23 protein-coding genes and 1 pseudogene are annotated in these 24,480 nt (G+C 62.9%); 10 read left to right on the top strand and 14 right to left on the bottom strand.

The window, feature by feature from the left end:
* Positions 1-26: 26 nt before the first annotated feature.
* On the top strand, positions 27-1,334 hold the full coding sequence (locus RE4_RS12370) for an outer membrane protein assembly factor BamB family protein (protein WP_029255097.1): 1,308 nt from the start codon (positions 27-29) through the stop codon (positions 1,332-1,334).
* Position 1,335: 1 nt separating this feature from the next.
* On the opposite strand, the gene RE4_RS12365 is transcribed toward RE4_RS12370, so the two are convergent.
* From RE4_RS12365 to RE4_RS12345, 5 genes are read right to left on the bottom strand one after another with little or no spacing between them, the layout of a single operon-like run.
* A complete protein-coding gene (locus RE4_RS12365) occupies positions 1,336-2,493 on the bottom strand; it encodes a THUMP-like domain-containing protein (RefSeq protein ID WP_060938654.1) in 1,158 nt (385 codons plus the stop codon).
* A 1-nt stretch (position 2,494) separates the two neighbouring features.
* The gene (locus tag RE4_RS12360; protein ID WP_003944733.1) at positions 2,495-3,511 is read right to left on the bottom strand and encodes a class I SAM-dependent methyltransferase; all 1,017 of its coding nucleotides are present in this window, start codon (positions 3,509-3,511) and stop codon (positions 2,495-2,497) included.
* A gap of 53 nt (positions 3,512-3,564) precedes the next feature.
* A complete protein-coding gene (locus tag RE4_RS12355) occupies positions 3,565-4,344 on the bottom strand; it encodes an enoyl-CoA hydratase/isomerase family protein (protein ID WP_003944701.1) in 780 nt (259 codons plus the stop codon).
* Positions 4,345-4,354: 10 nt separating this feature from the next.
* The gene (locus tag RE4_RS12350; protein ID WP_003944751.1) at positions 4,355-5,173 is read right to left on the bottom strand and encodes an NUDIX hydrolase; all 819 of its coding nucleotides are present in this window, start codon (positions 5,171-5,173) and stop codon (positions 4,355-4,357) included.
* A 56-nt stretch (positions 5,174-5,229) separates the two neighbouring features.
* Positions 5,230-6,051, bottom strand: a complete 822-nt coding sequence (locus RE4_RS12345; protein WP_003944728.1) for an ABC transporter ATP-binding protein — start codon at positions 6,049-6,051, stop codon at positions 5,230-5,232.
* Positions 6,052-6,102: 51 nt separating this feature from the next.
* Here RE4_RS12345 and glgX point away from each other — a divergent pair.
* A pseudogene (glgX, locus tag RE4_RS12340) lies at positions 6,103-8,145 on the top strand (glycogen debranching protein GlgX); the annotation flags it as partial.
* Here the strand turns inward: glgX and yczE are convergent.
* From yczE to ctaD, 4 genes are all read right to left on the bottom strand, one after another.
* Positions 8,058-8,852, bottom strand: coding sequence for a membrane protein YczE (gene yczE / locus RE4_RS31185; RefSeq protein WP_269138450.1), 795 nt, complete (start codon positions 8,850-8,852; stop codon positions 8,058-8,060). The pseudogene glgX and the gene yczE overlap by 88 nt on opposite strands.
* Positions 8,853-8,889: 37 nt before the next feature.
* Complete coding sequence (locus RE4_RS12330; RefSeq protein ID WP_060938653.1) at positions 8,890-9,693, bottom strand: peptidyl-tRNA hydrolase; 804 nt, start codon at positions 9,691-9,693, stop codon at positions 8,890-8,892.
* Positions 9,690-10,910, bottom strand: a complete 1,221-nt coding sequence (serB, locus tag RE4_RS12325; RefSeq protein ID WP_020969288.1) for a phosphoserine phosphatase SerB — start codon at positions 10,908-10,910, stop codon at positions 9,690-9,692. Before serB ends, RE4_RS12330 begins: the two co-directional genes overlap by 4 nt.
* A 116-nt stretch (positions 10,911-11,026) precedes the next feature.
* Entirely contained in the window at positions 11,027-12,817 is a 1,791-nt protein-coding gene (ctaD, locus tag RE4_RS12320) for an aa3-type cytochrome oxidase subunit I (RefSeq protein ID WP_020907234.1), read from the bottom strand.
* A 349-nt stretch (positions 12,818-13,166) separates the two neighbouring features.
* Between ctaD and RE4_RS12315 the strand changes: the two genes are divergently transcribed.
* The 3 genes from RE4_RS12315 (at position 13,167) to RE4_RS12305 (ending at position 15,846) form a co-directional block, all read left to right on the top strand.
* On the top strand, positions 13,167-14,162 hold the full coding sequence (locus RE4_RS12315) for an ABC transporter substrate-binding protein (RefSeq protein ID WP_019747891.1): 996 nt from the start codon (positions 13,167-13,169) through the stop codon (positions 14,160-14,162).
* A gap of 49 nt (positions 14,163-14,211) precedes the next feature.
* Positions 14,212-15,306 (top strand): iron-siderophore ABC transporter substrate-binding protein, encoded by a 1,095-nt coding sequence (locus RE4_RS12310; RefSeq protein ID WP_020969287.1) that lies wholly within the window; start codon positions 14,212-14,214, stop codon positions 15,304-15,306.
* A gap of 66 nt (positions 15,307-15,372) precedes the next feature.
* Positions 15,373-15,846, top strand: a complete 474-nt coding sequence (locus RE4_RS12305; RefSeq protein ID WP_020969286.1) for an NUDIX hydrolase — start codon at positions 15,373-15,375, stop codon at positions 15,844-15,846.
* Between the two features lie 73 nt (positions 15,847-15,919).
* On the opposite strand, the gene nrdF is transcribed toward RE4_RS12305, so the two are convergent.
* The gene (gene nrdF, locus RE4_RS12300) at positions 15,920-16,885 is read right to left on the bottom strand and encodes a class 1b ribonucleoside-diphosphate reductase subunit beta (RefSeq protein ID WP_003944744.1); all 966 of its coding nucleotides are present in this window, start codon (positions 16,883-16,885) and stop codon (positions 15,920-15,922) included.
* 170 nt (positions 16,886-17,055) lie between these two features.
* On the opposite strand from nrdF, the gene RE4_RS12295 reads away from it, so the two are divergent.
* On the top strand, positions 17,056-17,973 hold the full coding sequence (locus tag RE4_RS12295) for an SPFH domain-containing protein (RefSeq protein WP_003944699.1): 918 nt from the start codon (positions 17,056-17,058) through the stop codon (positions 17,971-17,973).
* Positions 17,974-17,985: 12 nt separating this feature from the next.
* On the top strand, positions 17,986-18,198 hold the full coding sequence (locus tag RE4_RS12290) for a type II toxin-antitoxin system antitoxin (protein ID WP_003944723.1): 213 nt from the start codon (positions 17,986-17,988) through the stop codon (positions 18,196-18,198).
* 61 nt (positions 18,199-18,259) lie between these two features.
* On the opposite strand, the gene nrdE is transcribed toward RE4_RS12290, so the two are convergent.
* The 3 genes from nrdE to nrdH form a co-directional block, all read right to left on the bottom strand.
* Complete coding sequence (gene nrdE / locus RE4_RS12285; RefSeq protein WP_029255087.1) at positions 18,260-20,443, bottom strand: class 1b ribonucleoside-diphosphate reductase subunit alpha; 2,184 nt, start codon at positions 20,441-20,443, stop codon at positions 18,260-18,262.
* Positions 20,401-20,880 (bottom strand): class Ib ribonucleoside-diphosphate reductase assembly flavoprotein NrdI, encoded by a 480-nt coding sequence (nrdI, locus tag RE4_RS30685; RefSeq protein WP_019747887.1) that lies wholly within the window; start codon positions 20,878-20,880, stop codon positions 20,401-20,403. Before nrdI ends, nrdE begins: the two co-directional genes overlap by 43 nt.
* An 82-nt stretch (positions 20,881-20,962) precedes the next feature.
* Positions 20,963-21,193 (bottom strand): glutaredoxin-like protein NrdH, encoded by a 231-nt coding sequence (nrdH, locus tag RE4_RS12280; protein ID WP_019747886.1) that lies wholly within the window; start codon positions 21,191-21,193, stop codon positions 20,963-20,965.
* 291 nt (positions 21,194-21,484) lie between these two features.
* Here nrdH and RE4_RS12275 point away from each other — a divergent pair, with 291 nt between their 5' ends.
* Positions 21,485-22,312, top strand: coding sequence for a siderophore-interacting protein (locus RE4_RS12275; RefSeq protein WP_046378370.1), 828 nt, complete (start codon positions 21,485-21,487; stop codon positions 22,310-22,312).
* A gap of 72 nt (positions 22,313-22,384) precedes the next feature.
* Here RE4_RS12275 and RE4_RS12270 read toward each other — a convergent pair whose 3' ends face one another.
* Complete coding sequence (locus RE4_RS12270; RefSeq protein WP_060938652.1) at positions 22,385-22,951, bottom strand: NAD(P)H-dependent oxidoreductase; 567 nt, start codon at positions 22,949-22,951, stop codon at positions 22,385-22,387.
* A 106-nt stretch (positions 22,952-23,057) separates the two neighbouring features.
* On the opposite strand from RE4_RS12270, the gene RE4_RS12265 reads away from it, so the two are divergent.
* Entirely contained in the window at positions 23,058-23,657 is a 600-nt protein-coding gene (locus RE4_RS12265; protein ID WP_019747883.1) for a TetR/AcrR family transcriptional regulator, read from the top strand.
* A 35-nt stretch (positions 23,658-23,692) separates the two neighbouring features.
* Positions 23,693-24,472: an META domain-containing protein gene (locus tag RE4_RS12260; protein ID WP_060938651.1), complete on the top strand. Its 780-nt coding sequence runs from the start codon at positions 23,693-23,695 to the stop codon at positions 24,470-24,472.
* The last annotated feature ends 8 nt before the right edge of the window (positions 24,473-24,480 follow it).

The raw sequence follows: 24,480 nt of genomic DNA, 5'->3' as shown, positions 1-24,480 counted from the left end.
GATCAAGTGAAGGCAGGGAGATTGTGATGCGGCGGGTCCTACGGTCGTCCGTGATGGTGTCGACGGCGATCGCTGCGGCCCTGATCGCCGGTTGCGGCAGCGACGACGGACGGGTGGACCGGTACGCGTCGGCGGGTTGGCCGGCCATGCATGCCGACGCCCGCAACAGCGACACGAGCCCGGTCACCGGATCACGCGATGTCGAGTTCGCATGGTCACGCCCTCTCGGCGGTCCGGTTGCCGCGTACGCCTCGGTGGCCGCGAACGGCCAGAGCTTCGTCACCGCCCGCACCGAGAACGGCTGCAATCTCTTCTCGTTCCAGATGGATACGGGTCGCAAGAAGTGGTGCGCTCGACTCAACGACGGAGTAGTCGCCTCGACGCCCATCGTCGACACGGCCACCAATGTCTACGTCGGTGAGAGCGGCGCGATGATGTCCTTCACCGAGACGGGTCAATTGCGTTGGCGCACGCTCGTTGTGGGCACTCCTCTCTCGTCACAGTTCACCGGCGACGGAAACCTGTTGTTCATCACCCAATTGGGTCAGATCAACGTGCTCGACCCGCAGACCGGCGCCAAAGTGGTTCCGTCGTTCGACCTGATCCCGCCGCCGTCGATCGACCAGGGCGCAAATGCAGAACTCATTCCCGACAACAAGGGTTTGAACGAGTGCTTCCTCGGCACGTCCGGCTGCCCGGTGGCCAATACGCCGGCAGTGGACCTGGGCACCGGCAAGTTCTACTTCACCTTCTACGGACCCAGTTCTCGGGCAGCCGATCTGGTCGCCATGAAGTACACGGGCGGCGACAATCCGTCCATCACCCGCGAGTGGTCCACCGACGCGCTTCCCGGTGGAACGGCGTCGAGCCCGGACCTGTCGAAGGACGGCAAGACCGTGTACGCCACCGACAACAACGGATCTCTCTGGGCAGTGAACGCCGAAACCGGTGACACCAGGTGGAGTTACGACATCGGCTTCAACTCGGCCGGTAGTGCCTCGACGTCCGACGACGGTTTGATCATTCCCGCCGGCGGCGACAAGGGCCACCTCCTTGCCGTGCGCGACGAGGGAGATCACGCCGAACTGGCCTGGGAACGTAAAGACCTTCTGCAACTGGGTGTTCCGGCGCAGACCGCCGGCAACACCGGATACACCGTCGTCCGTGAGGGTGAGAACGGACTGAGCCTGATCACCTTCGACACCGAAACCGGTGAGACGGTGGATCAGGACACGTTGCCGGGAGCAGTCGGCTTCACCGTCGGCACCTCGATCGGCCCCAAGGGCGAAGTGTTGACGCCCAGCGCAATCGGTGAGCTGTTCGTCTTCAAGTGAGCTAGCGGGACGCCTCACAGATGAAGGCCGACGCCGATCGTCCGATCCGCACGATCACGACGCTCAGTGCAAGCGAGCCCTTGAGCTTGAGCCGTGGACGCAGCACTGCCGGGTCCACGTCGACTCCTCGCACCAAAATTTCGGCCACACCGCAGTCCCGCTTGGACAGTGTCTGTTTGAGCAGTTTCTCCGAGTACTTGATCTGCTCGAGGATCCGGAATCCGCGAACTCCCTCAGGGACGCTGTCACCGGTCAGATAAGCGATGCGTGGATCGAGCTGCCAGAGGCCGTGTCTGGCCGCGTAGTGGCGCACGAGGCCTGCTCGCACTACCGCTCCGTCCGGGTCGATGATCCACTCCCCCGGAGCTTGCTCCGGAATCACGTCGTCCTCGGCGTCGGTGATCGCCCACCCGCTCCCGTCGGAGCGAAGCACCGAAGCTCGACGCGTGACGCCGGACTCGGCCAGTCCCGTCGACCACAGGCAGGCTTCCTTGACGCCGCCGTCGAGCGAGACGACCTCGACTTCCCCGTCCCAGCCCAGATTGTCGAAATCGAGTCCGGGAGCACACTTCACCGCGAGATCACGGCCGGAGTACGCCTCGATGAGGTCCGGTAGAGGTGGCATCAACGCTGCCGGATCGTGAGTGCGGCGACCGCCCGATCGCCGGGCGGGGTCCGCCAGTACGACGGTGTCGCGTGTCGTCGGGCGGAGCGCGTCGGCCCGCAACAACGCTGCGCTCGGCACATTGCGCTGTGCCATCGCCAGGCGAACGGAATCGATGTCGCTGCCGATCACGCGATGCGCAACTCCGGTCAAGGCATGCAGTTCGGCGCCGATTGAGCACGTCACGTCGTGGACGTCGCGCCCGATCAGACGCTGCGCGCGGTGCGCCGCCACAACGCCGGGAGTGGCCTGCTGCATCGCGTCGTCCGTGAACAACCACTGATCACTGCCGGGCAGTTTCGTAGCGGCCTTGCGTCGAAGCAGGACGGTGTCCACGAGCGCAGGCATGTGATCACCGAAACGCGTACGCGCCCGGCCGATGTCGGCCAGACGCGTACGCGTGGACAGTTCGAGCTGATCCACCTCGGCCAAGGCAGCTACGCCGGAATCACTTCCGAGATAGTCGACGTCGCCGAGGGTGAAGTCATAACCCAATTCAGTTGCCGGGCTTCACGCCGGTGATCATGACGTTGTAGAAGAATCCGCGAGGAACGACGTGGCGGAGCACCTTCTCGTCGACCCAGCTGAGCGTCTTCCAACCACCGAAAGCGAAACGTCCCCAGCCCCAACCGAGCTTCTCCGGCGGAACAGCTGCTTCGAAGGTACGGACCGGCCATCCGAGAAGCGCCGCGGCGAATTCCTCGGTGGCAGCGTGGACCTGATCGGCTCCCGCGGACTTCGCCATGTTCTCGAGGTCGGTGGGGTCGAACGTGTGGATGTCGACGACTGCTTCGAGCGCTGCTGCGCGAGAGGACTCGTCGAGCTCTTCCTGCGGGCGACGCCAATCTGCCAGGAACGGCAGCTTGGTCACGCGTGTGGTTGCTTCCCACGTCGCGCGGCCGAGCCAGCGGGCGTAGAAGTTACCGACAGTCGTGGGCTCACCGGCGAAGACGAAACGGCCGCCGGGCTTGAGGACACGAAGGACCTCGCGCAGCGACTTCTCGACGTCGGGAATGTGGTGCAGCACGGCGTGGCCGACGACCAGGTCGAAGGTGTTGTCCTCGTACGGAATGGTCTCGGCATCGGCAACACGGCCGTCGACCGGAAGGCCGAGGCTTTCTGCATTGCGCAGTGCGACCTTGACCATGCCGGGCGAGAGGTCGGTGACCGAACCGGTCTTGGCGACTCCACCCTGCATCAGGTTCAGGAGGAAGAATCCGGTGCCGCAACCCAGTTCGAGGGCGCGCTCGTACGGGAGCGGCTGATCGCCCGCGACGGCGTCGAAACGACCACGTGCGTAGTCGATGCAGCGCTCGTCGTACGAGATGGACCACTTGTCGTCGTAGGTTTCGGCTTCCCAGTCGTGGTAGAGCACCTGGGCGAGCTTGGTGTCCTTACGAGCGGCCTCGACCTCTTCGGCCGTGGCGTGCGGCCGCGGCGCGGGGTCGACTACCGAGGTGTCGGTAGCGGCGGGCGGCGTGACGGTTGCGTCGTCATTCGGGCTGGCTGTCATGGCGGCTATCCTACTCGCTGGTAAGAGATGAACAAGTTCTAGTTTAGGGGAGCCTACTCGCCCGTGAACTCGGCCTTGCCCGGACCGTTGGCGATGAACGACTCCATGCCGATCGCCTGATCCTTGGTCGCGAACAATCCGGCGAACAGATGCTGCTCGATCTTGAGCCCGGATTCCAGGTCGGTGTTCAGACCCTCGTCGATGGCTGCCTTGGCAGCAGCCAACGCACGTGACGCTCCCCCGACGAACTGCGAGGCCCACGTGCGAGCGGCGGTGTACACGTCGTCGGGAGCGACGACCTCGTCGACCAAACCGATGGCCAACGCCTCGTCAGCCCCGACGAAACGGCCGGTGAAGACCAGATCCTTGGCCTTGGCCGGTCCGATCAGACGAGCCAGGCGCTGCGTTCCGCCGCCACCGGGAATGATTCCGAGCAGAATCTCCGGAACTCCGAGCTTGGCGTTGTCTCCGACGATCCGGCGATCGGCCGAGAGTGCAACTTCGAGTCCGCCACCGAGTGCGTATCCGGTGATCGCGGCAACGGTCGGCTTCGGGATGGACGCCACGGCGCCGAGCCCGGCCTGCATGCCACCGATGGCGTCACGGATCTGGCCGTAATCCATCTCGGCCATTTCCTTGACGTCGGCACCTGCTGCGAAGACTTTCTCGCCGCCGTAGACGATGACGGCCTTGACTGCCTTGTCGACGGTCGCAGCGTGTGCGGCAGCAGCCAACTCGTCCTGGACCTGACGGTTCAGAGCGTTCATGGGCGGGCGCGCCAGACGGATGGTGCCGATGCCTTCGGAAACCTCGAGAGTCACAAATTCAGCCATGATCGAGAGGTTACTTTGCCGCCTTGACCGACCACGGATGCGGCCCGGCGACGTAGTAACCGTCCTGATTCGGGAACTCGACGCGCAGAGTCTCCTCGTCGGTGATCAACGTAGGCAGGATGACGGGAATCTCCGGCTCGGCTGCGAGTATCTCCGCCACCGAACTGAACTTGGCCAATTCGGTCAGCTGACTCCACGTCGGCGGCAACAGGATGCTGCCACCCTCCCGCCAATGCGCCAGCGCGTCCTGCGGGCTCTGCCAACGCACCTCGGCGGCCTCGGAGGTGACCCCGTCCGCGATCTGTCCGGTCGGTGACGCTGCGACGAAGAAGCGCGTGTCGTAGCGGCGGGTCTCGCCCACCGGCGTGATCCAGTTCGCCCACGGCCGCAGCAGATCCGTTCGCAGGACCAGGTTCTCCTTCTTCAGGAAATCGCTGAACGACAGCTCGTGCTTTTCGAGAGCTACTCGGTCCTGTGCGTAGCCGGCCGTGTCCGCGACGACGGTGTCCGCGGTCGGTCCGGCGAGTAGGACGCCGCACTCCTCGAACGTTTCCCGCACCGCAGCCAAGACGAGAGCCTTCGCCCGAGCCACGTCCGTGCTGAACCGCTCGGCCCACCACTCGACAGACGGTCCGGCCCACTCGACCTCTGCCGTCGCATCGGACTTGTCGACGCCGCCGCCGGGGAAGACTGTCATGCCCCCGGCAAACGCCATCCCCTGTACTCGTTGAAGCAGGAAGATCTCGATCCCGGATTCGGCATCGCGCACCAAGATGACGGTCGACGCATCCTTGGGCTCGGGGACAGCGTTTGCATTCTCGTTAGCCATGCTTCGCGAACCTACGCGATCTGTGATCTGGAACGCATTTCAGGTCCCACTGAAGCTCACGCGCGATGAGCTCCGGACGGCCTCGCGCGGCGCGCGAAGTATCGGCCGTCCGCCTTGTCGAGGCTGATGGACTGGCTGAATGCCGCGCTCAGATTTTCGGCGGTGATGACGTCGTCCAGAAGGCCCTGAGAGACGACCTCACCTTCCTTGAGAAGGAGTGCGTGAGTGAATCCCGGCGGGATCTCCTCGACGTGATGGGTGATCAGAACGGTAGCCGGGGCGTCCGGATCGGCAGCCAGTTCGGCGAGTCTGGCCACAAGTTCCTCACGTCCACCGAGATCGAGCCCGGCGGCGGGCTCGTCCAGGAGAAGAAGTTCGGGATCGGTCATCAAGGCTCGCGCAATGAGGACGCGCTTGCGCTCGCCTTCGGAAAGCGTCCCGTACGTCCGATCCGCCAGGTGCTCGGCGCCGAGGCTTTCGAGCATCTCCACAGCGCGCGAGGTGTCCATGGATTCGTACTCCTCGCGCCACCGACCGAGAACGGCGTAGCCCGCCGACACGACTAGGTCGCTGACCTTCTCGTCGCCGGGCACGCGGTTCGCCAACGACGACGAGGACAAACCGATTCGCGGGCGCAACTCGTTGACGTCGACCTTGCCGAGAACTTCGCCAAGGAGGTGGGCAGAACCACTGGTCGGGAAAGTCTCACCGGCCGCGATGCGCAGCAGCGAGGTCTTGCCGGCACCGTTGGGTCCGAGCACCACCCATCGCTCGTCCAGCTCCACTTTCCAGGTGACGGGCCCCACCAGAGTGGACCCTCCCCGACGGATGAGTACGTTGTCGAAATCGATGAGCAGATCTGGATCAGGTAGCGGCACCCGAACATCTTCCCGCACATTCTCCGGCCGTTCACGGCAGGATCATCTTGCGTGTCGCCTCTCATCGAAACTCGCACCCCGACGCCCGGGTCTCCGTTCCCACTCGGCGCCAACATCGTGGACTCCGGAACCCAGTTCGCGGTCCACGCACCAGCTGCGTCGAGCGTCCAGATCTGCCTGATCGACCAGGACGGAAACGAAGATCGCGTCGAACTCCGGCAACACACGTACGGAATCTGGCACGGGATCATCGCCGGGATCGGTGCGGGGCAGCGATACGGAATTCGGGCAAGCGGCCCGTGGAATCCGCGCGCCGGACTGAGACTGAACCCACACAAGCTGCTCATCGATCCGTGGGCGTGCCGCATCGAGGGGGAACTCGGTGACCACCGTGCCCTCCTGTCGTACGCCGACGATCCTTTCGGCGACCCGTCTACCCTCGACTCGCTCGGCCACGTGCCGCTGTCCGTGGTGACTCCCGGCCTCGTGCCCGCCGGAGCCCGCCTCGAGACGCCGTGGGAGGAAAGCGTGATCTACGAACTGCATGTGGGCGCGTACACCGCCAGTCATCCAGGAGTACCCGCCGCCCACCGCGGAACGTACCTCGGCCTGACGGCACCGGCCGTGATCGATCACCTCGTCTCACTCGGCGTCACCGCCGTGGAACTGCTTCCCGTACAGGCGTTTCTGACCGAACAGAGCGTCCGCGAGCGAGGGATGCGCAACCACTGGGGATACTCGACGGCGTCGTACTTCGCCCCGCATCCCGGATACGCGGCAACTCCGGGCGGCGAAGTCACCGAGTTCCGGATCATGGTCGACGCACTACACGCGGCAGGCATCGAGGTCATCCTCGACGTCGTCTACAACCACACCTGCGAGCAGAGTGTCGACGGAATCAGCGTCAGCTGGCGAGGTTTGGACGGCCCCGGCTACTACCTTCTCGACGGCGACGGCCGCGACATCGACCTGACCGGGTGCGGCAACACGGTCGACGCCTGCTCCCCCATCGCCGTCCGCATGATCACCGACAGCCTCCGCTACTGGGCCACCGAAATGGGTGTCGACGGCTTCCGATTCGATCTCGCGAGCGCGTTGGGTAGGCCGCGCGGCGGCGGCTTCGACCAGCGGGCGTCCATCTTGTCGGCCATCTCCTCCGATCCGGTACTCACCCGGTGCAAGCTCATCGCCGAACCGTGGGATGCCACTGCCGACGGTTACCAGGTCGGAAACTTCGGACTCCAATGGTCGGAATGGAACGACAAGTACCGCAGCACTATTCGCCAGTTCTGGAACGGCGGCTCCAGCGTCCGGAAGGTCGCGTCGCGCCTCGCCGGTTCCGAGGACATCTTTGCCGGCAGCGGCCGTCGCCCATGGGCGTCGATCAACTTCGTCACAGCGCACGACGGGTTCACCGCCGCCGATCTGGTCGCGTACAACCACAAGCACAACGAAGCCAACGGTGAAGACAATCGTGACGGCGCCGATCACAACGATTCGTTCAACCACGGAATCGAAGGCCCCAGCACCGATCCCGAGATTCAGGACGCCAGGGCACGTCATGTACGGGCGCTACTGGCCACGCTCGTGCTGTCGACAGGCACACCGATGCTCACCGCCGGAGACGAGTTCGGCCACAGTCTCGGCGGAAACAACAACGCGTATTGTGTTCCCACACTTGCCTCCCCAGCCGATTCGTGGGCCCTGGACTGGACGGCGGCCGATCAGTCGTTGGTGCAGTTCGTCTCCCGAGCGTTCGGATTACGCCGAGCGGCACCGGCGTTGCGTCAGCCCGAATTCTTCGAAGGCAGAAGAAGACTGGAACACCCGGACCTCGTCTGGTTCGACGCTGCCGGCGTCGAGTTCGACGACACCGCATGGTACGACGAGAGTCACCGAACGCTGCAGGCCTGGATCGACGGAGCCGACGTTCGGTCTCACACTCGGACCGGGCGCCCACTCGGTGACGACAGTTGGCTCCTGATCCTGCATTCCGGTGGACCGGTTCAGGTCACCGTCGGCACTCCGGAATGGTTCGACGGCACCTTGACTGCATCGTTCGATTCGGCGTCACCGACCGGCGAACCCGCCTCCACGGCCGAAGTTCCCGTCGGCACGGAGATCTCATTGACCGGACCCACGGTCTTGGCCTTACGTTCCGTGACACGTCCGCCGGTAACCGCTGCTGTCATGGAATCCGGCAGCAACTTGATCAGTAATTGAATGGTCGGCCCGATCCCGAAGGCGTACAACACTGTTCCGACGCCAACCGTTCCACCGAGGAGCCATCCGGTAGCGAGGACCGCGATTTCGATGCTGGTACGCACGAGCCTGACCGACAAGCCGGTGCGCGCCACCAGTCCTGTCATCAACCCGTCGCGGGGACCCGGCCCCATGCCTGCCCCGATGTAGAGAACGCTGGCCAGTCCGTTGAGGAGGATTCCCGCGACCATGATCGCGGCGCGAACTGGCATGGAATCAAAGACCGGCAAGAAGGCCAGTGAAGTATCCACCGAGATTGCAATGACCACGACATTGGCGACCGTGCCGAACCCTGGCCGCTGACGGATCGGAATCCAGAGCAGCAGGACCACCGCACCGGTAATCGCAGTGATCACGCCGAAACTGAGCGAAACATGCTCGGCCACGCCCTGATGGAACACATCCCAGGGGTCCAGTCCGAGGCCGGCTGTGATCATCATGGCCATCGAGAAGCCGTACAACCACAGACCAACGAACAGCGAGGCGAATCTCCGTATCAACACTCGACTATCTTGAAGGCCACTGGACTGTTCATCCATAGCCAAGTTGTCGATACTGGACTGGTCGGTTAGGTCTCTACGGAACCGCAATGACTGTCATGGAGCCTGGTGCCACTTCCGTGAAGCCCGCATCACGAACCGCGACAGCCTCCGACCGCTTCAATCGGTCTACTGCCTCGGCCCACTGTTTCGGACTTGCGTCGCGTACCGAGCAGCGAAAGTCGTTCTGCGCCCATACCCAGCACTGTTTCTCGGACATGGCCGCTGCCAACAACATCGAGGCATGCCCTACCTGTGCCGACGCCTTGCCTACCGTCATCTCGAGCGCCGAGTCGATCCACAGCACCGGAAGACCGGGCTCTGGCTGGCCAGGCTCGTCGTGCTCCAGGTCGGTGCCACCGATCTGCAACTTCTTGATTCGCGGGTCCAGTTCTCCGACCGGCCCGGGAACCAGAGCCCGCGCCTGGGCACCATCCACGTCGACGGTGATTCCCGGTACCTCTTGCGCGGCGAGCCACTGGGCTCCACGCGCTCGGCGAGACACTTTCCGGATCCGGGCACCCACCCACGCCGAATAGTCCTCGTGCCACGGGCCGGGCTCCCCGTCTTCGGTGAACCCGACGCGTTCGTCCAGGCAAAGCGCCACTGCCGCCGTTGCGGCAGCCTCGAGCAGTGCAGTGCGCTTCGGCGGGTCTGCCTTCTGGATGTGGAGAATGATCGGCATCGCCAACACCAGTGCCGGATCCGCGGGATCGTCTCGCCCACCGTACCCAGCGGCCAACACCGAGTGGCGCTCGCGCCAGCGAGAATCGGGGCCGGACTTCACTGCTGGATCGGAACTGACTGCTGGATCGGAACTGACTGCTGGATCGGAACTCATGGAATCGGTACGCGTCGTACGCCACCGTCGACGGCGTCCGCAGCCTCGACCTCGTCGCGGGTCACACCGAGAATGAACAGCACAGCATCGAGGAAGGGATGCGACAAAGCCGCGTCCGCGACCTCCCGCAACGCGGGCTTGGCGTTGAACGCCACACCTAGTCCCGCGGCGTTGAGCATGTCGATGTCGTTGGCACCGTCACCGACGGCGACGGTCTGTTCCATCGGCACACCGACCTGATCGGCGAACTTGCGCAGCGCGACGGCCTTCGCAGCGCGGTCGACGATTTCACCGATCACACGTCCGGTCAACTTGCCGTCGACGATCTCGAGGGTGTTGGCGTGCACGAAGTCCAGTTCGAGTTCGTGTGCGAGGCCTTCGATGACCTGGCGGAAACCGCCGGACACCACGCCGCAGTGGAATCCGAGGCGGCGCAGGGTGCGAATCGTGGTGCGCGCCCCCGGCGTCAGTTCGATGCTCTCTGCCACCTCGTCGATGACGGACGCGTCGAGACCGGCGAGTGTCGCCACACGCTGGTGCAGTGATTCGGTGAAGTCGATCTCGCCGCGCATCGCAGCTTCGGTGACGGCGCGGACCTCGTCCTCGACGCCGGCCTTCGCGGCGAGCATCTCGATGACCTCGCCCTGTACGAGCGTCGAGTCCACGTCGAACACGATCAGACGCTTGGCCCGGCGAGCCAGTCCTGCGCGCTCGACTGCGATGTCGACGTTTTCGAGAGCGGCGACCTCGGCGAGTCCGGTACGCAGCTTCGCGTCGCCGTCGACAGTATCGGCTGCGCTGACGCTGAGTTCGAGGCCGGTGACCGGATAGTCGGCGACACCACGGATGGAGTCGATGTTGGCGCCCTGCTTCGCGAGTTCGCGTGCTACCGAGCGCATTGCGCGGGCATTGACGGGGCTGCCGAGAACAACGACCGCGTGAGTGGACACTGCAGGTCGACCTGGATCGGCACCGATTTCGATGTCGACGTTCATTCCGACCGTCGCCATCGCCTGTTCGAGCTCTTCCTGAAGGGCTTCGGGATCGTTCGGGCAGGCCACCATGACGCCGAGTGTCAGTCGACCTCGAATCACCACCTGCTCCACGTCGAGCAGACGCACATCGTGCCGCGACAGCGCCGCGAACAGTACCGAGGTGACGCCAGGGCGGTCCGGCCCGGTCACAGTCACCAGAACAGTGGTGTCAGAGGCACCCACCGAAAACTCCGATCGTTTCTTCGTTCGCGTCTTGATCGTCACCATTGTGCCAAGCGAAAGGCCCCACCCGTTACTCGGGCGGGGCCTTCGCTGATTACTTCAGTGTGTTACTTCGCTCAGGAGCGGCTGTCGGTGCCGGGGTCGCCTTCGTCCCCGACTGTGAGCGGCTCGTGACGAGCATCTTCGAGCACGGTGCTGGCGTTCTTCCCACCGTGACCGGGGCCGACGTGCGCTTCTGCGCGCATTCGCTCCACCATGTGCGGGTAGTGCAGCTCGAAGGCCGGACGCTCGCTGCGGATGCGCGGCAACTCGGTGAAGTTGTGACGCGGCGGCGGGCAGGTTGTCGCCCACTCGAGCGAGTTTCCGTAGCCCCACGGATCGTCGACGGTGACCACTTCGCCGTAGCGGTAACTCTTGAAGACGTTCCAGATGAACGGGAGCGTCGAGGCACCGAGTACGAACGCGAAGATCGTGGACACCGAGTTCAGAACCGTGAACCCGTCCGAGGGCAGGTAGTCGGCGTAACGACGCGGCATACCTTCGGCACCGAGCCAGTGCTGGACGAGGAACGTGCCGTGGAAGCCGACGAACGTGGTCCAGAAGTGCCACTTGCCGAGGCGCTCGTCCATCATGCGGCCGGTCATCTTCGGGAACCAGAAGTAGATACCGGCGTACGTGGCGAACACGACCGTACCGAAGACCACGTAGTGGAAGTGGGCGACGACGAAGTAGCTGTCCGTGACGTGGAAGTCGAGCGGCGGGCTCGCGAGGATGACGCCCGACAGACCACCGAAGAGGAAGGTGATCAGGAAGCCGATCGAGAACAGCATCGGCGATTCGAAGGTCAATTGCCCCTTCCACATCGTGCCGATCCAGTTGAAGATCTTCACACCTGTCGGCACGGCGATCAGGAACGTCATGAACGAGAAGTACGGCAGGAGAACAGCGCCGGTCGCGTACATGTGGTGAGCCCACACTGCGATCGACAGAGCGGCGATGGCCAACGTTGCGTACACCAGGCCGCTGTAGCCGAAGATCGGCTTACGGCTGAAGACCGGGAAGATCTCCGAGACGATGCCGAAGAACGGCAGCGCGATGATGTACACCTCGGGGTGACCGAAGAACCAGAACAGGTGCTGCCACAGCAGCACACCGCCCGTTGCCGGGTCGAAGATGTGTCCACCGAGATGGCGGTCGACGAACAGGCCCATGAATGCAGCGGTCAACAGCGGGAATGCCAGCAGGATCAGGATGCTGGTGATGAAGATGTTCCAGGTGAAGATCGGCATGCGGAACATGGTCATACCGGGTGCGCGCAGGCAGATCACGGTGGTAACCATGTTGACGCCACCGAGGATGGTGCCGAGGCCGGCGACAGCCAGACCCAAGACCCACAGGTCGGCGCCGACGCCGGGGCTGTGCAGCGCGCTGGTCAGCGGCGTGTATGCCGTCCAACCGAAGTCTGCTGCGCCACCGGGCGTGACGAATCCGGCCGTCGTGATGATCGCGCCGAACAGGTACAGCCAGTAGCTGAACGCGTTCAGACGCGGGAACGCGACGTCGGGTGCACCGATCTGGAGCGGAAGAATGTAGTTCGCGAAGCCGAAGACGATCGGGGTCGCGTACAGCAGCAGCATGATCGTGCCGTGCATGGTGAACAGCTGGTTGAACTGTTCGTTGGAAAGGAACTGCATGCCGGGTACAGCAAGTTCGGCACGCATCATCAGTGCCATGAGGCCACCGATGAGGAAGAAGGCGATGGAAGTCGCCAAGTACATGATTCCGAGCACCTTGGGATCGGTGGTCGTGATCATCTTGAAAATGAATGAGCCCTTGGGTCCCTGCCGCGGCGGGTAAGGCCTGGCCGGCGCTATCGTGGGGACTGGCTGGGGCGCTACGGCAGTCACTGATCCTCCTGAATGTGCCTTTGGTCGCTCCGCAGACTCCGTCAAAGAGCCCTTGGTTGCGCCCGCAGGGTCCGTCGCCCGGGCTGCGGACAACGGCTTCTGGCTTGCGCTCATCGAATCGTAGACCGTGACTCCGAGGCACCGCGACCCGGTCCTACTCTGCGTCGTACTCGAGCATCCGTTTTTGGGGGCACCAAACGAACGACCTGCGGTTTATGTTCCCTCGGGAGTCCGAACCCACATCCGAATCGGCGTGTCGTACCCGTCGAAGAATTCGGCCGGTGTCCGTTTTCGGCCATCTCCTCCACTGATAAGGTCACCCTCGCCTAACTCACCTCAGGAGTATTCAGTGAAATTCTTTCCCCGCCGCGCCGCGCTGGTAGCCGTCGCAGCCTCGATCGCCTTGGTCGTTCCAGCCTGCTCGAGTAACGACGAGCCCGCTGCAACCACCACCTCGACCGAGTCGGGCGCATTCCCCCGCACGATCGAACACTTCCGTGGAAGCACCGAAATCCCGGCAGCACCCCAGCGGATCGTCGCGCTCGACAACAGCTTCACCGACGCCGTCCTTCTCCTCGAATCCCCGCTCGTCGGCTACGTCGACTACCGCGAGCCCGGTCTGCCCGACTACCTCGGATCCTCCCGGGAGGAATTCGCCGCGGACGCCGTCTCCGTCGGCACGGTCAGCAGTGCAAGCCTCGAGAAGATCGCCGCACTGCAGCCGGACCTCATCATCTCCGCCGAGGTCCGCGACGGGAAGAACTACGAACAACTGTCCGCGATCGCACCCACCGTCTTCACTCAGACGACCGGCCCGACGTGGAAGGACAACATCCGCCTGGTCGGTCAAGCGCTGGGCAAGGAGTCACTGGCCGAGGCGAAGATCACCGAGTACGAAACCCGCGCAGCCACCGTCGGCAAGGAAATCAACGAGAAGGCGAACAACCCGGTCATCTCGGTAGTCCGATTCGCCGGTGAACCGACGGCACGCCTCTACCGCACCACCTCGTTCAGCGGCATCGTCCTTCAGGACGCCGGATTGAAGCGCCCGGACAACCAGGGACCTGACCCCGCCGATGCCGGAAACATCATGATGAAGATCAGCCCCGAGCTGATCAACGAAGCCGACGCGGACGTCATCTTCATCAGCACCTGGCAAGACGCCGAGGGCAAGAGCGCCGAAGCTGCGAAGCCGTTCCTCGAGAGCCCGCTGTGGCAGACCCTTCGAGGACGCAAGGTCGACGTGGACGATTCACGTTGGATGTCGCCGGTCAGCATCCAGGGCGCCCACATGATCCTCGACGACCTCTCGGACACGTTCGAGGTGGACAAGCAGAACAGCTGAGTCGAACAGCTAACCTGAACGGCGCCCGCTCACACAGGAAGCCGTCGACTTGTCTGTTCTCTCACGCACGTCTGTTCTCTCACGCACGACCGCCCGCACGTCCATTCGTCGTGTCTCGATCCTGGGGATCGCCGCCACGATGCTCGTCCTCGGTGGTTGCTCGTCCGACTCGTCGGACGATCCCGCGAGCACCATCGTCCGGACCACTACGTCGATCGCCGGTGCCGGCGTGATGGGTATCGAACGCGACACCGCCACCGCGTGCCCGACGCCGACGCAAGCCGACCCGGGAGCGGGCCCCGGGGTGAAGCGTCGAGTCGTACACACTGCGGGTGAAACCGAGGTTCCTTCCGATCCCCAACGGATCGTGGTCCTCGACAGCGTCTCGATGGACGCCGTGTGCGCCCTCGGTCTGTGGGAGCGGGTAGTGGGCGCCGCGACCGGTGTCGACTCGCCTCAACCGTCGTACCTCGGTTTCGGCATCTCGGAGATTCCGAGCGTCGGCCCCGTGAGCGCACCCGACGTCAACGCCGTGAAGGCCGCCGCGCCGGACTTGATCCTCGGGTCCAGTCCGGCGTCCGACGGTTTGTACGGGCAACTCGACGCCATTGCCCCCACCGTGTTCGCCGGCTCGGATCCCGTGTATTGGAAAGCGCAGTTCGCCCTCGCCGGCCAGGCACTTGGCCGTTCGTCCGCGGCTGCGACGGAGCTGGACCGCTACCAGCAGGACGTCGTGCAGCTCGGCGACGCATTGAATGCATCACAGACGCAGGCATCAGTGGTTCGGTTCGGTTCGAAGGACCTGCAGATCGAGGGTCCCGCATCCTTCGCCGGACAGATCCTCAGCGACGTCGGCGTCCGGCGCCCACCGGCGCAGCGATTGACCGATGCGACCACAGCACCGATTCCGGCCGACGATCTCAGCGCCGCCGAAGGTGACTTGATCTACGTACTCTTCGACGGGCCGAACGGCCGTACCTACGGCACCGAGATCATGAAGAGCGACCAGTGGCAGGACCTCGCCGCCGCCACCGACCGGCGTGTGTTCGTCGCTGAAGACGAAATCTGGAACGGAAACGGGATGACTGCCGCCCGTGCCGTATTGGCGGACTTGAAGGGAACCTTGAACGGATATGCGAGCTGACTGGAACGAACCACTACTCCCACATTCGAGGCGGCTCGCCACAACTGTGACGGTCGGGTTCTGATCATGCCGATCCCGGAATTCATTGTCGCTTTGCGCGAGAAGGTCGGTCATGCGCCGCTCTGGCTGTCCGGCGTGAGCGTCGTGATCCGCGACGACGACGGCCGGATCCTGCTCACCCGCCGCGCCGACAACGGTCAGTGGGCCGTCGTGTCCGGCGTTCTCGAGCCCGGAGAGGAACCGTCGTCGGCGGCGGTGCGCGAGGCGAAGGAAGAAACCGGCGTCGACGCCGAATTGATTCGGATCACGAGTGTCGATGTCACAGAACCCATTACGTACCCCAATGGTGACGTAACTCAGTACCTCGACGTCTGCTTCCTGGCCAGGTGGACCGGCGGAGATGCACACGTGGCGGACGACGAAAACCTCGAGGTCGCGTGGTTCGCGCCGAGCGAATTGCCTTCAGACATGACGGAAACCTCGCGTCTGCGCCTCGCAAAAGCATTGCTGGACAAGCCGGAAGCGTGGTTTCTGCGCTGACCCACTCCCCCCATCGACGACCGAAGCCCGATTCCCGCGTGTGCAGGAGTCGGGCTTCGGTATATAGGTCGCTCTAGAAATCCCAGTCGTCGTCTTCGGTGTTGACGGCTTTGCCGATGACGTAGGAGCTTCCCGAGCCGGAGAAGAAGTCGTGATTCTCGTCCGCATTCGGTGAAAGTGCCGACAGGATAGCCGGATTGACGTCCGTCTCGTCCTTCGGGAAGAGGCCTTCGTAGCCGAGATTGTTGAGCGCCTTGTTGGCGTTGTAGCGCAGGAACTTCTTGACATCCTCGGTCAGGCCGACGCCGTCGTAGAGGTCCTGCGTGTAGTCGACCTCGTTCTCGTAGAGCTCGAAGAGCAGCTCGAACGTGTAGTTCTTGAGCTCTTCACGCTCGGCCTCGGTGAGCTGTTCGAGGCCCTTCTGGTACTTGTAGCCGATGTAGTACCCGTGCACGGCCTCGTCGCGGATGATGAGGCGGATGAGGTCTGCGGTGTTGGTGAGCTTGGCTCGCGAGGACCAGTACATCGGCAGGTAGAAGCCGGAGTAGAAGAGGAAGCTCTCGAGGAGCGTCGAGGCGACCTTGCGCTTGAGCGGCGACTCGCCGTTGTAGTAGTCGAGAACGATCTGCGCCTTGCGCTGCAGGTTGGGGTTCTCCTCCGACCAGCGGAACGCGTCGTCGATGTCCGGGGTGGAGCACAGCGTCGAGAAGATCGAGCTGTAACTCTTCGCGTGCACCGATTCCATGAAGGCGATGTTGGTGTACACCGCTTCTTCGTGGGGAGTGATCGCGTCCGGGATGAGGCTGACGGCGCCGACCGTTCCCTGGATGGTGTCGAGCAGCGTCAGGCCCGTGAAGACGCGCATGGTGAGCTGCTGCTCCTGCGCGGTCAGCGTTCCCCAGGACGGGATGTCGTTGGAGACCGGCACCTTTTCGGGCAGCCAGAAATTGCTGACGAGGCGATCCCATACCTCGGCGTCCTTCTCGTCCTGGACGCGATTCCAGTTGATGGCGGAAACGCGACTGACCAGCTTGACCATAATTCCTACCTAGCGAGAGAGATACTGCCGAATGTTGGCTTGCCTGAACACTACCCGTTGTGTCGGGTCCGCGATGCCAACACAACAACATGTGTCGCACGCGCCCCTTCACGAGTACAAAAAATGTGATATCAATTAAATATCACTTACCGATGGAAAGCGAGTCCCGCATGACCAGCACACCCACCGTGGCCGAGAAACCGACCGGAGTCGCCACCACAACGATCGCCGAACGCCCAGGCTGGGACCTGTCCGGCAGCTGGATGCTCCTCGGCGGCGTACTTCTCTTCCTGGCCGGAATCGCGCTGTCCGTCGTTGGCGGAGTTCTGGGACTCTTCGCCCTGATTCCGGTCGGTGTGGTGCTGTTCATCGCGTCACTCCCCCTGCTGATGGGCCTGACCTTGGTGCAACCGAATCAAGCCCGAGTCCTTCAACTCCTGGGAAGCTCGTACAGCGGCACCCTGCGCACGCCGGGCCTGCGATGGACAAATCCGCTGACGGTCCGTCGATCGATCTCTACGCGTATCCGAAACCACGAGACCGGTCAGGCGAAAGTGAACGACGCCGACGGAAATCCCATCGAGATCTCGGCGGTGGTCGTCTGGCAAGTTGCCGACACAGCGCTCGCCTCATTCCAGGTGGACGACTACGAGGAGTTCGTCTCGGTGCAGACCGAGGCGGCAGTCCGCCATATCGCCGGCAGCTACCCGTACGACGCCGAAGGCCGAGTCTCGTTGCGCGAGAACGCCGATATCATCACCACCACCTTGTCGGAGGAGGTTCACGCCCGCGTGCGTGCGGCGGGTGTCGAAGTTATCGAGACACGCATCAACAGGCTCTCGTATGCACCCGAGATCGCCAGCGCAATGCTTCGGCGCCAGCAAGCGGGTGCAGTGATCGCCGCCCGCAAGCAAATCGTCGAAGGCGCGGTGTCCATGGTCGACATGGCACTCAAGCAGCTCGAGGAAAAGCACGTCGTCGAACTCGACGAGGAACGCAAGGCGACGATGATCAGTAACCTTCTGGTCGTGCTGTGCGGCGACCGCGACGCACAACCGGTGCTGAACACCGGTTCGCTCTACCAGTAAAGGAAAGGCCACATGGCCACGGATCCAGCTCCGAGATCGGAGCGTAAGAAGATCCTGCTTCGGTTGGACCCAGCGGTGCACGACGCGCTTGCCCGCTGGGCCGCCGACGATCTCCGAAGTACCAACGCCCAGATCGAGTTTCTCCTTCGGCGCGCACTCACCGAGCACGGTCGAATGCCGAAGAATGCCGGCAAGATGCACGGTCCAGGCCGTCCGCCGGCTTGATACCCCTGTGCGCCTTTTCGGTAGTAACCACTACCGAAAAGGCGCACGGGGGCGGAGCCCTTTACAGCATGCAGGAAACGCAGCCCTCGACCTCGGTGCCTTCGAGTGCCATCTGACGCAGACGGATGTAGTACAGCGTCTTGATGCCCTTACGCCACGCGTAGATCTGCGCCTTGTTGATGTCGCGTGTGGTGGCGGTGTCCTTGAAGAACAGCGTCAGCGACAGGCCCTGGTCGACGTGTTGCGTTGCGGCAGCATAGGTGTCGACGATCTTCTCGTACCCGATTTCGTAGGCATCCTGGTAGTACTCCAGGTTGTCGTTGGTCAGGTAGGGCGCCGGGTAGTAGACGCGACCGATCTTGCCTTCCTTGCGGATCTCGATCTTCGACGCCACCGGGTGGATAGAGCTGGTGGAGTAGTTGATGTACGAGATCGAGCCGGTCGGCGGGACGGCCTGAAGGTTCTGGTTGTAGATACCGTGCTTCTGAACCGAAGCCTTCAGCTCACGCCAGTCGTCCTGGGTGGGGATGTGCAGCTTCGCATCGGCGAAGAGTCCGCGAACCTTGTCGGTTGCAGGCTCCCAGACCTGGTCGGTGTACTTGTCGAAGAATTCACCCGAGGCGTACTTCGACTCCGGGAAACCCTTGAAGTACGAGCCGCGCTCGATGGCGATCTTGTTCGACGCACGCAGTGCGTGGAACAGCACGGTGTAGAAGTAGATGTTCGTGAAGTCGATGCCTTCTTCACTGCCGTAGAAGATCCGCTCACGAGCGAGGTATCCGTGCAGGTTCATCTGACCGAGGCCGATGGCGTGAGAGTCGTTGTTGCCCTGCTCGATCGACGGCACCGAATAGATGTGCGTCTGGTCGGACACTGCCGTCAATCCGCGGATCGACACTTCGATGGTCTTGGCGAAGTCGGGCGAGTCCATGGTCTTCGCGATGTTCAGCGAACCCAGGTTGCAGGAGATGTCCTTGCCGACCTTCGAGTAGGACAGGTCGTCGTTGAACAGTGAAGGCGTCGAAACCTGCAGGATCTCCGAGCACAGGTTCGAGTGAGTGATCTTGCCTTCGATCGGGTTTGCCCGGTTCACCGTGTCCTCGAACATGATGTAGGGGTAGCCCGATTCGAACTGCAATTCGGCGACGGTCTGGAAGAACTCGCGAGCCTTGATCTTGGACTTGCGAATTCGCTTGTCGTCGACCATCTCGTAGTACTTCTCGGAGACGTTGATGTCGGAGAACGGAACTCCGTAGATGCGCTCGACGTCGTACGGCGAGAACAGGTACATGTCCTCGTTCTTCTTCGCCAGTTCGAAAGTGATGTCCGGGATCACGACGCCGAGAGAGAGCGTCTTGATGCGGATCTTCTCGTCGGCGTTCTCACGCTTGGTGTCGAGGAAGCGGTAGATGTCGGGGTGGTGCGCATGGAGGTACACGGCGCCGGCGCCCTGACGCGCACCCAACTGGTTGGCGTAGGAGAACGAGTCCTCGAGAAGCTTCATGATCGGGATGACACCCGAACTCTGGTTCTCGATCTTCTTGATCGGGGCGCCGTGCTCACGAACATTGGTGAGCAGCAAGGCAACTCCGCCACCGCGCTTGGACAGCTGCAGTGCCGAGTTGATGGAGCGGCCGATGGACTCCATGTTGTCTTCGATACGAAGCAGGAAGCAGGACACGGGCTCACCGCGCTGCTTCTTGCCCGAGTTCAGGAACGTCGGGGTGGCGGGCTGGAAGCGTCCGGCGATGATCTCGTCGACGAGTTCGACGGCCAGGTCTTCGTTGCCTGCGGCCAGGGTGAGCGCAACCATGCAGACACGATCTTCGAAACGCTCGAGGTAGCGCTTACCGTCGAAGGTCTTGAGCGTGTAGGAGGTGTAGTACTTGAATGCACCCAGGAACGTCGGGAAGCGGAACTTCTTGGCGTACGCGTGATCGATCAGGAACTTCACGAAAGTACGTGAGTACTGATCGAGAACCTCGGGCTCGTAATAGTTTTCCTCGACGAGGTAGTCCAGCTTCTCGTCGAGGTTGTGGAAGAACACGGTGTTCTGGTTGACGTGCTGCAAGAAGTACTGACGGGCTGCAGCGACATCCATCTCGAACTGGATCTCACCGTTGGCGCCGTACAGGTTGAGCATGGCATTGAGTGCGTGGTAGTCGAGACCGTTGGTGGAATCGCCGCCGCGTGCATCACGCTCTACGCTTCCTGCCGCGATCGTGTCAGTGATGGTTGGCGCCACTGCCCGTGCTCCTTCTCTGTTTCGAGATGATTCCAGAACTCCCCCAAGCCTTCTCGTACTCGGTCGACATCCTCGGCAGTGCCCATGAGTTCGAACCGGTACAGAAAAGGAACGTGGCATTTCTGGGAAATGATGTTTCCTGCATAGCAAAAGGACTCACCGAAATTGGTGTTTCCCGCCGCGATCACTGCTCTGATCAACGACCTGTTGTGTGGATTGTTCAAAAAACGAATGACCGGCTTCGGCACATAACTGGTGTCGCGCCCTGTCACGGTGACCCCGCCACCATAGGTGGGCAGAATCAGCACATAGGGCTCGTTTACACGAAATGAGCCGTCACGGTCATGGATAGGTATACGTGTCGCAGGCAGGCCGAGACGTTGAACGAATCGGTGGGTGTTCTCCGACACGCTGGAAAAATAGACCAGCGAAGTCATCGGTTGTCACCATTTTCTTGTACGGTGCCCGGAACTACTCAGATGTGTCGGCGGAGGTGTCCACCGCCGACACTGCGGCGCTTCAAGCAGCGACGGTCAGGGTCTTGATGCGATCGGGACGGAAACCCGACCAGTGATCTTCACCGGCAACCACGATGGGCGCCTGGAGGTACCCGAGAGCCATGACGTAGTCGCGGGCTTCGGCATCCTCGGTGATGTCGATGATGTTGTATTCGAGACCGGCCTTGTCGAGGGCGCGGTAGGTGGCATTGCACTGAACGCAAGCGGGCTTGGTGTAGACGGTGATGCTCATGAGAGTCCCTCTTTCGCTTAGCCAACAAAGGCCGATGTAGTGATGTTCAGCACCGATTCGACCGATTGCCGGAGTCTCGCTCGAGGCGTTCCGCGTTGTGGTCTCTCAGTGCTCAAGACACTACACCTAGTGGCCGACAGAAACACATAACGCGAGATGTTGTGAGTCACATCGTTGAAATTCCCAGGTAGCCCCAGTTCAGCGCACACATCTTCCGGCGCGTCGGCGTGTCGCCCGTCACATTTCGGTCGCAGGCCTGACAGCATCTGAAAACCACTACTCGGACCTACCATGAGCGTCGTGGAAACACCCCCGAAGGACGAAGCTCCGCGCCACCAGGCAACCGTGACGAGAACGCAGCAGGTGACACCTAAGATGCGCAGAATCACCTTCGGCGGTGCGGGCCTGAGCGACTTCGAGACGAGCGGGAGCCCCGACGAACGGGTGCTCGTCAGATTCCCCCTCGACCCCCCTCACGCCCGTAGTTACACGGTCCGGCGCTGGCAGCCCTCGAAGAACGAACTGGAGATCGACTTCGTTCTCCACGGCCACGGCGGAGCTGCGCTCTGGGCCGAGAATGCGCAACCGGGCGAGACCGTCCATCTTTCGACTGCGAGCGGGTGGTTCAAGCCGCCGGCAGAGTGCGACTGGCTGCTACTCGTCGCCGATCACGCCGCACTGCCTGCGATCGGGCGGATCTTGGAAGAAGCACCCGACGGTCTACCGATCCACGTCATTGCACAGGTGCCCGCGCCGAGCGAACAGCAGACGTTCACGACGCGCGCCGCCGCTAACTACCGATGGATCGACGAAGCAGACTCACTGCTCGCCGAATTGGCTGCCATTCCCCTGCCTCCCGGCGAGGGCTACATCTGGTGCGCAGTCGAGGCCGCGACCGCCAGACGCATCCGCGCCCATCTGCGTCGAACATGGGAAATCCCGGCACCCCGCATGCACGTGATGGGTTACTGGCGGGAGGACAAGGAGAACTGGGAGCGTCGGTACGCCGTCGTCGCCGATCGTATCGATGCCGCGATGGGCGAAGCGATGATGGCCGGCAAGGATTTCGAGTCGGTTCGCGACGCCGTCGACGACGCTATGGAACGCGAAGGGCTTTAGCGCACAGATGGGCGTGACTCGCATACGAGTGAGGGCCATACCTTCCGGCATGGCCCTCACTCGTGAAACGGATTACGCGTTGATGAGCTGCTTGCTGGCGTCGACGAGGTCGGAGACGACCTTGGAGACCTGAGCGAGCACCTCTGCGTTCTCACGCGGGTGCAGCTCACCGAACAGTGCGCCGGTTCCACCGATGCTCAGTGCGGTGTCCTCGACGACCTTGCCGCCGGCGATGCGGACTGCCTTGGTGGTGTCTTCGTGTGCCCACTTGGCGCCGTTACCGCTGGGCGAAGCGCTGATGACTGCGACAGCCTTGTCCTTGACTGCACCGACACCGTACGGACGCGAGATCCAGTCGATGGCGTTCTTCAGAACAGCGGGGATGGTGCCGTTGTATTCGGGGGTGACGAGCAGGAACGCGTCAGCGTCGCTCGCAGCGGCGCGCAGTGCGTCGACAGCGGGAATGGAAGCACCCTCGACGTCGATGTCTTCGTTGTAGAAGGGGACGTCGGCGAGGCCTTCGAAGACCGTCAGCGTTGCACCCTCGGGTGCGGCGGACACAGCCGTCTCGGCAAGCTGGCGATTGACGGATCCGGCGCGCAGGCTGCCGACGAGAACGAGAACATTGGTCTGTGACATAACGAGATTCCTTCGAGAGTGGTGCGGTTGGTGGCTCCGGTTGAAAGTTATATCAACTAAACGGACCGCGGTCCACTTACATTCCCCGGCCCTGTAACCTGATCCCGTGAGCGCAATCCCCCTCCCCCAGATCGGCGCCGTACCCGTCGAGCGCGGTGACGCAGCACGTAACCGCGTACTTCTGCTCGACGCCGCAGCCCTCCTCGTCGCCGAGCGAGGTGTCGACGCGGTCACGATGGATGCCGTCGCGTGCCGGGCCGGTGTGGGCAAGGGCACAGTTTTTCGGCGCTTCGGCAATCGATCGGGACTGATGCAGGCACTGCTCGATCACACCGAGCGAGAACTGCAGCAGGCATTCATGTTCGGCCCCCCACCGTTGGGTCCTGGCGCGCCGCCGATCGAGCGCCTCATCGCGTTCGGACGAGCCCGGATCGCCATGGTGGAAGTACAGGGCGAAGTCCTCCGAGCGGCGGAAAACGCTCCTGAATACCGCTTCGGCGGTCCGGCACGAGCACTCGGCATCGCTCACGTCATCGGACTTCTTCGAGGAGCCGGCGTCGAGGGCGACCTCGATCTGCTCGCTTCAGCGCTGTTGGCACCACTCGAAGCGTCGCTTGTCCTTCATCAGGTGCGCGATCTCGGGATGACCACCGAGCGCCTGGCCGCCGGCTGGGAAGACCTTGCCCGGCGCGTTACTCGATGTTGACTCCCCAGATCCGTCCCACCACTTAATGTGAGCCCATGCGCATCGCAGCTGCCGTCATCGGCCTCCTGACCATCGCCGCGGTAAGCGGTTGCTCCGCTTCGTCCGACTCCCCCGAGGACAAGACGGACCCCTCCGGCCGCGTCTTCATCTCGACCTCCGTCGACGGAACACAAATTCCCGGCGGTGGCCCGCTGACTCTCGATTTCAGCCAAGCGGATCGAGTGTCCGCGAGTGCCGGATGCAACACGGCAAACGGCTCGGTCGAGTTCACCGACGGCAAGCTGACCACCGGCACCATGGCGTCGACCATGATGGGCTGCCCTCCCGGCATCGCCGAATCCGACGCCTGGACAACAACATTGCTGACCTCCGCGCCGACGTGGAGCCTCGACGGCGACACCCTCACCCTGACATCGGACGACGCCACAGTGACTCTGCAGGACAAGAAGATCGTCACGCCGGATCGACCTCTGCAGGGCACGACGTGGACCGTCACGTCACTCATCGGTCCCGATGCGATCAGTACGAGCCTGGCTCTGGAGACGTCAGCTCCCGAACTCACGATTGCCGCAGACGGTTCGGTCAGCGGAACCACCGGATGCAATCGCATGACCGGAAGCGCCCAGGTATCCGACACCACAGTCACGTTCACGCCGATGGCAACCACGCGAATGGCCTGCCCCGAGGAGAACATGGACATCGAGCGTCAGATCCTGGCGGTACTCGACGGTGAAGTGAGCTACACCGTCGACGCCGACACACTGACCCTGCGCAAGCCCGACAACACCGGATTGATACTGACTGCGCAGGCTTGACCAGACGC

Origin of the sequence: Rhodococcus erythropolis NBRC 15567 (genome assembly GCF_001552595.1) — a bacterium.
Lineage (GTDB): Bacteria > Actinomycetota > Actinomycetes > Mycobacteriales > Mycobacteriaceae > Rhodococcus_F > Rhodococcus_F erythropolis.
Note: the sequence above shows the minus strand (reverse complement) of the source record. Positions and strands in the feature narration are given on the sequence as shown.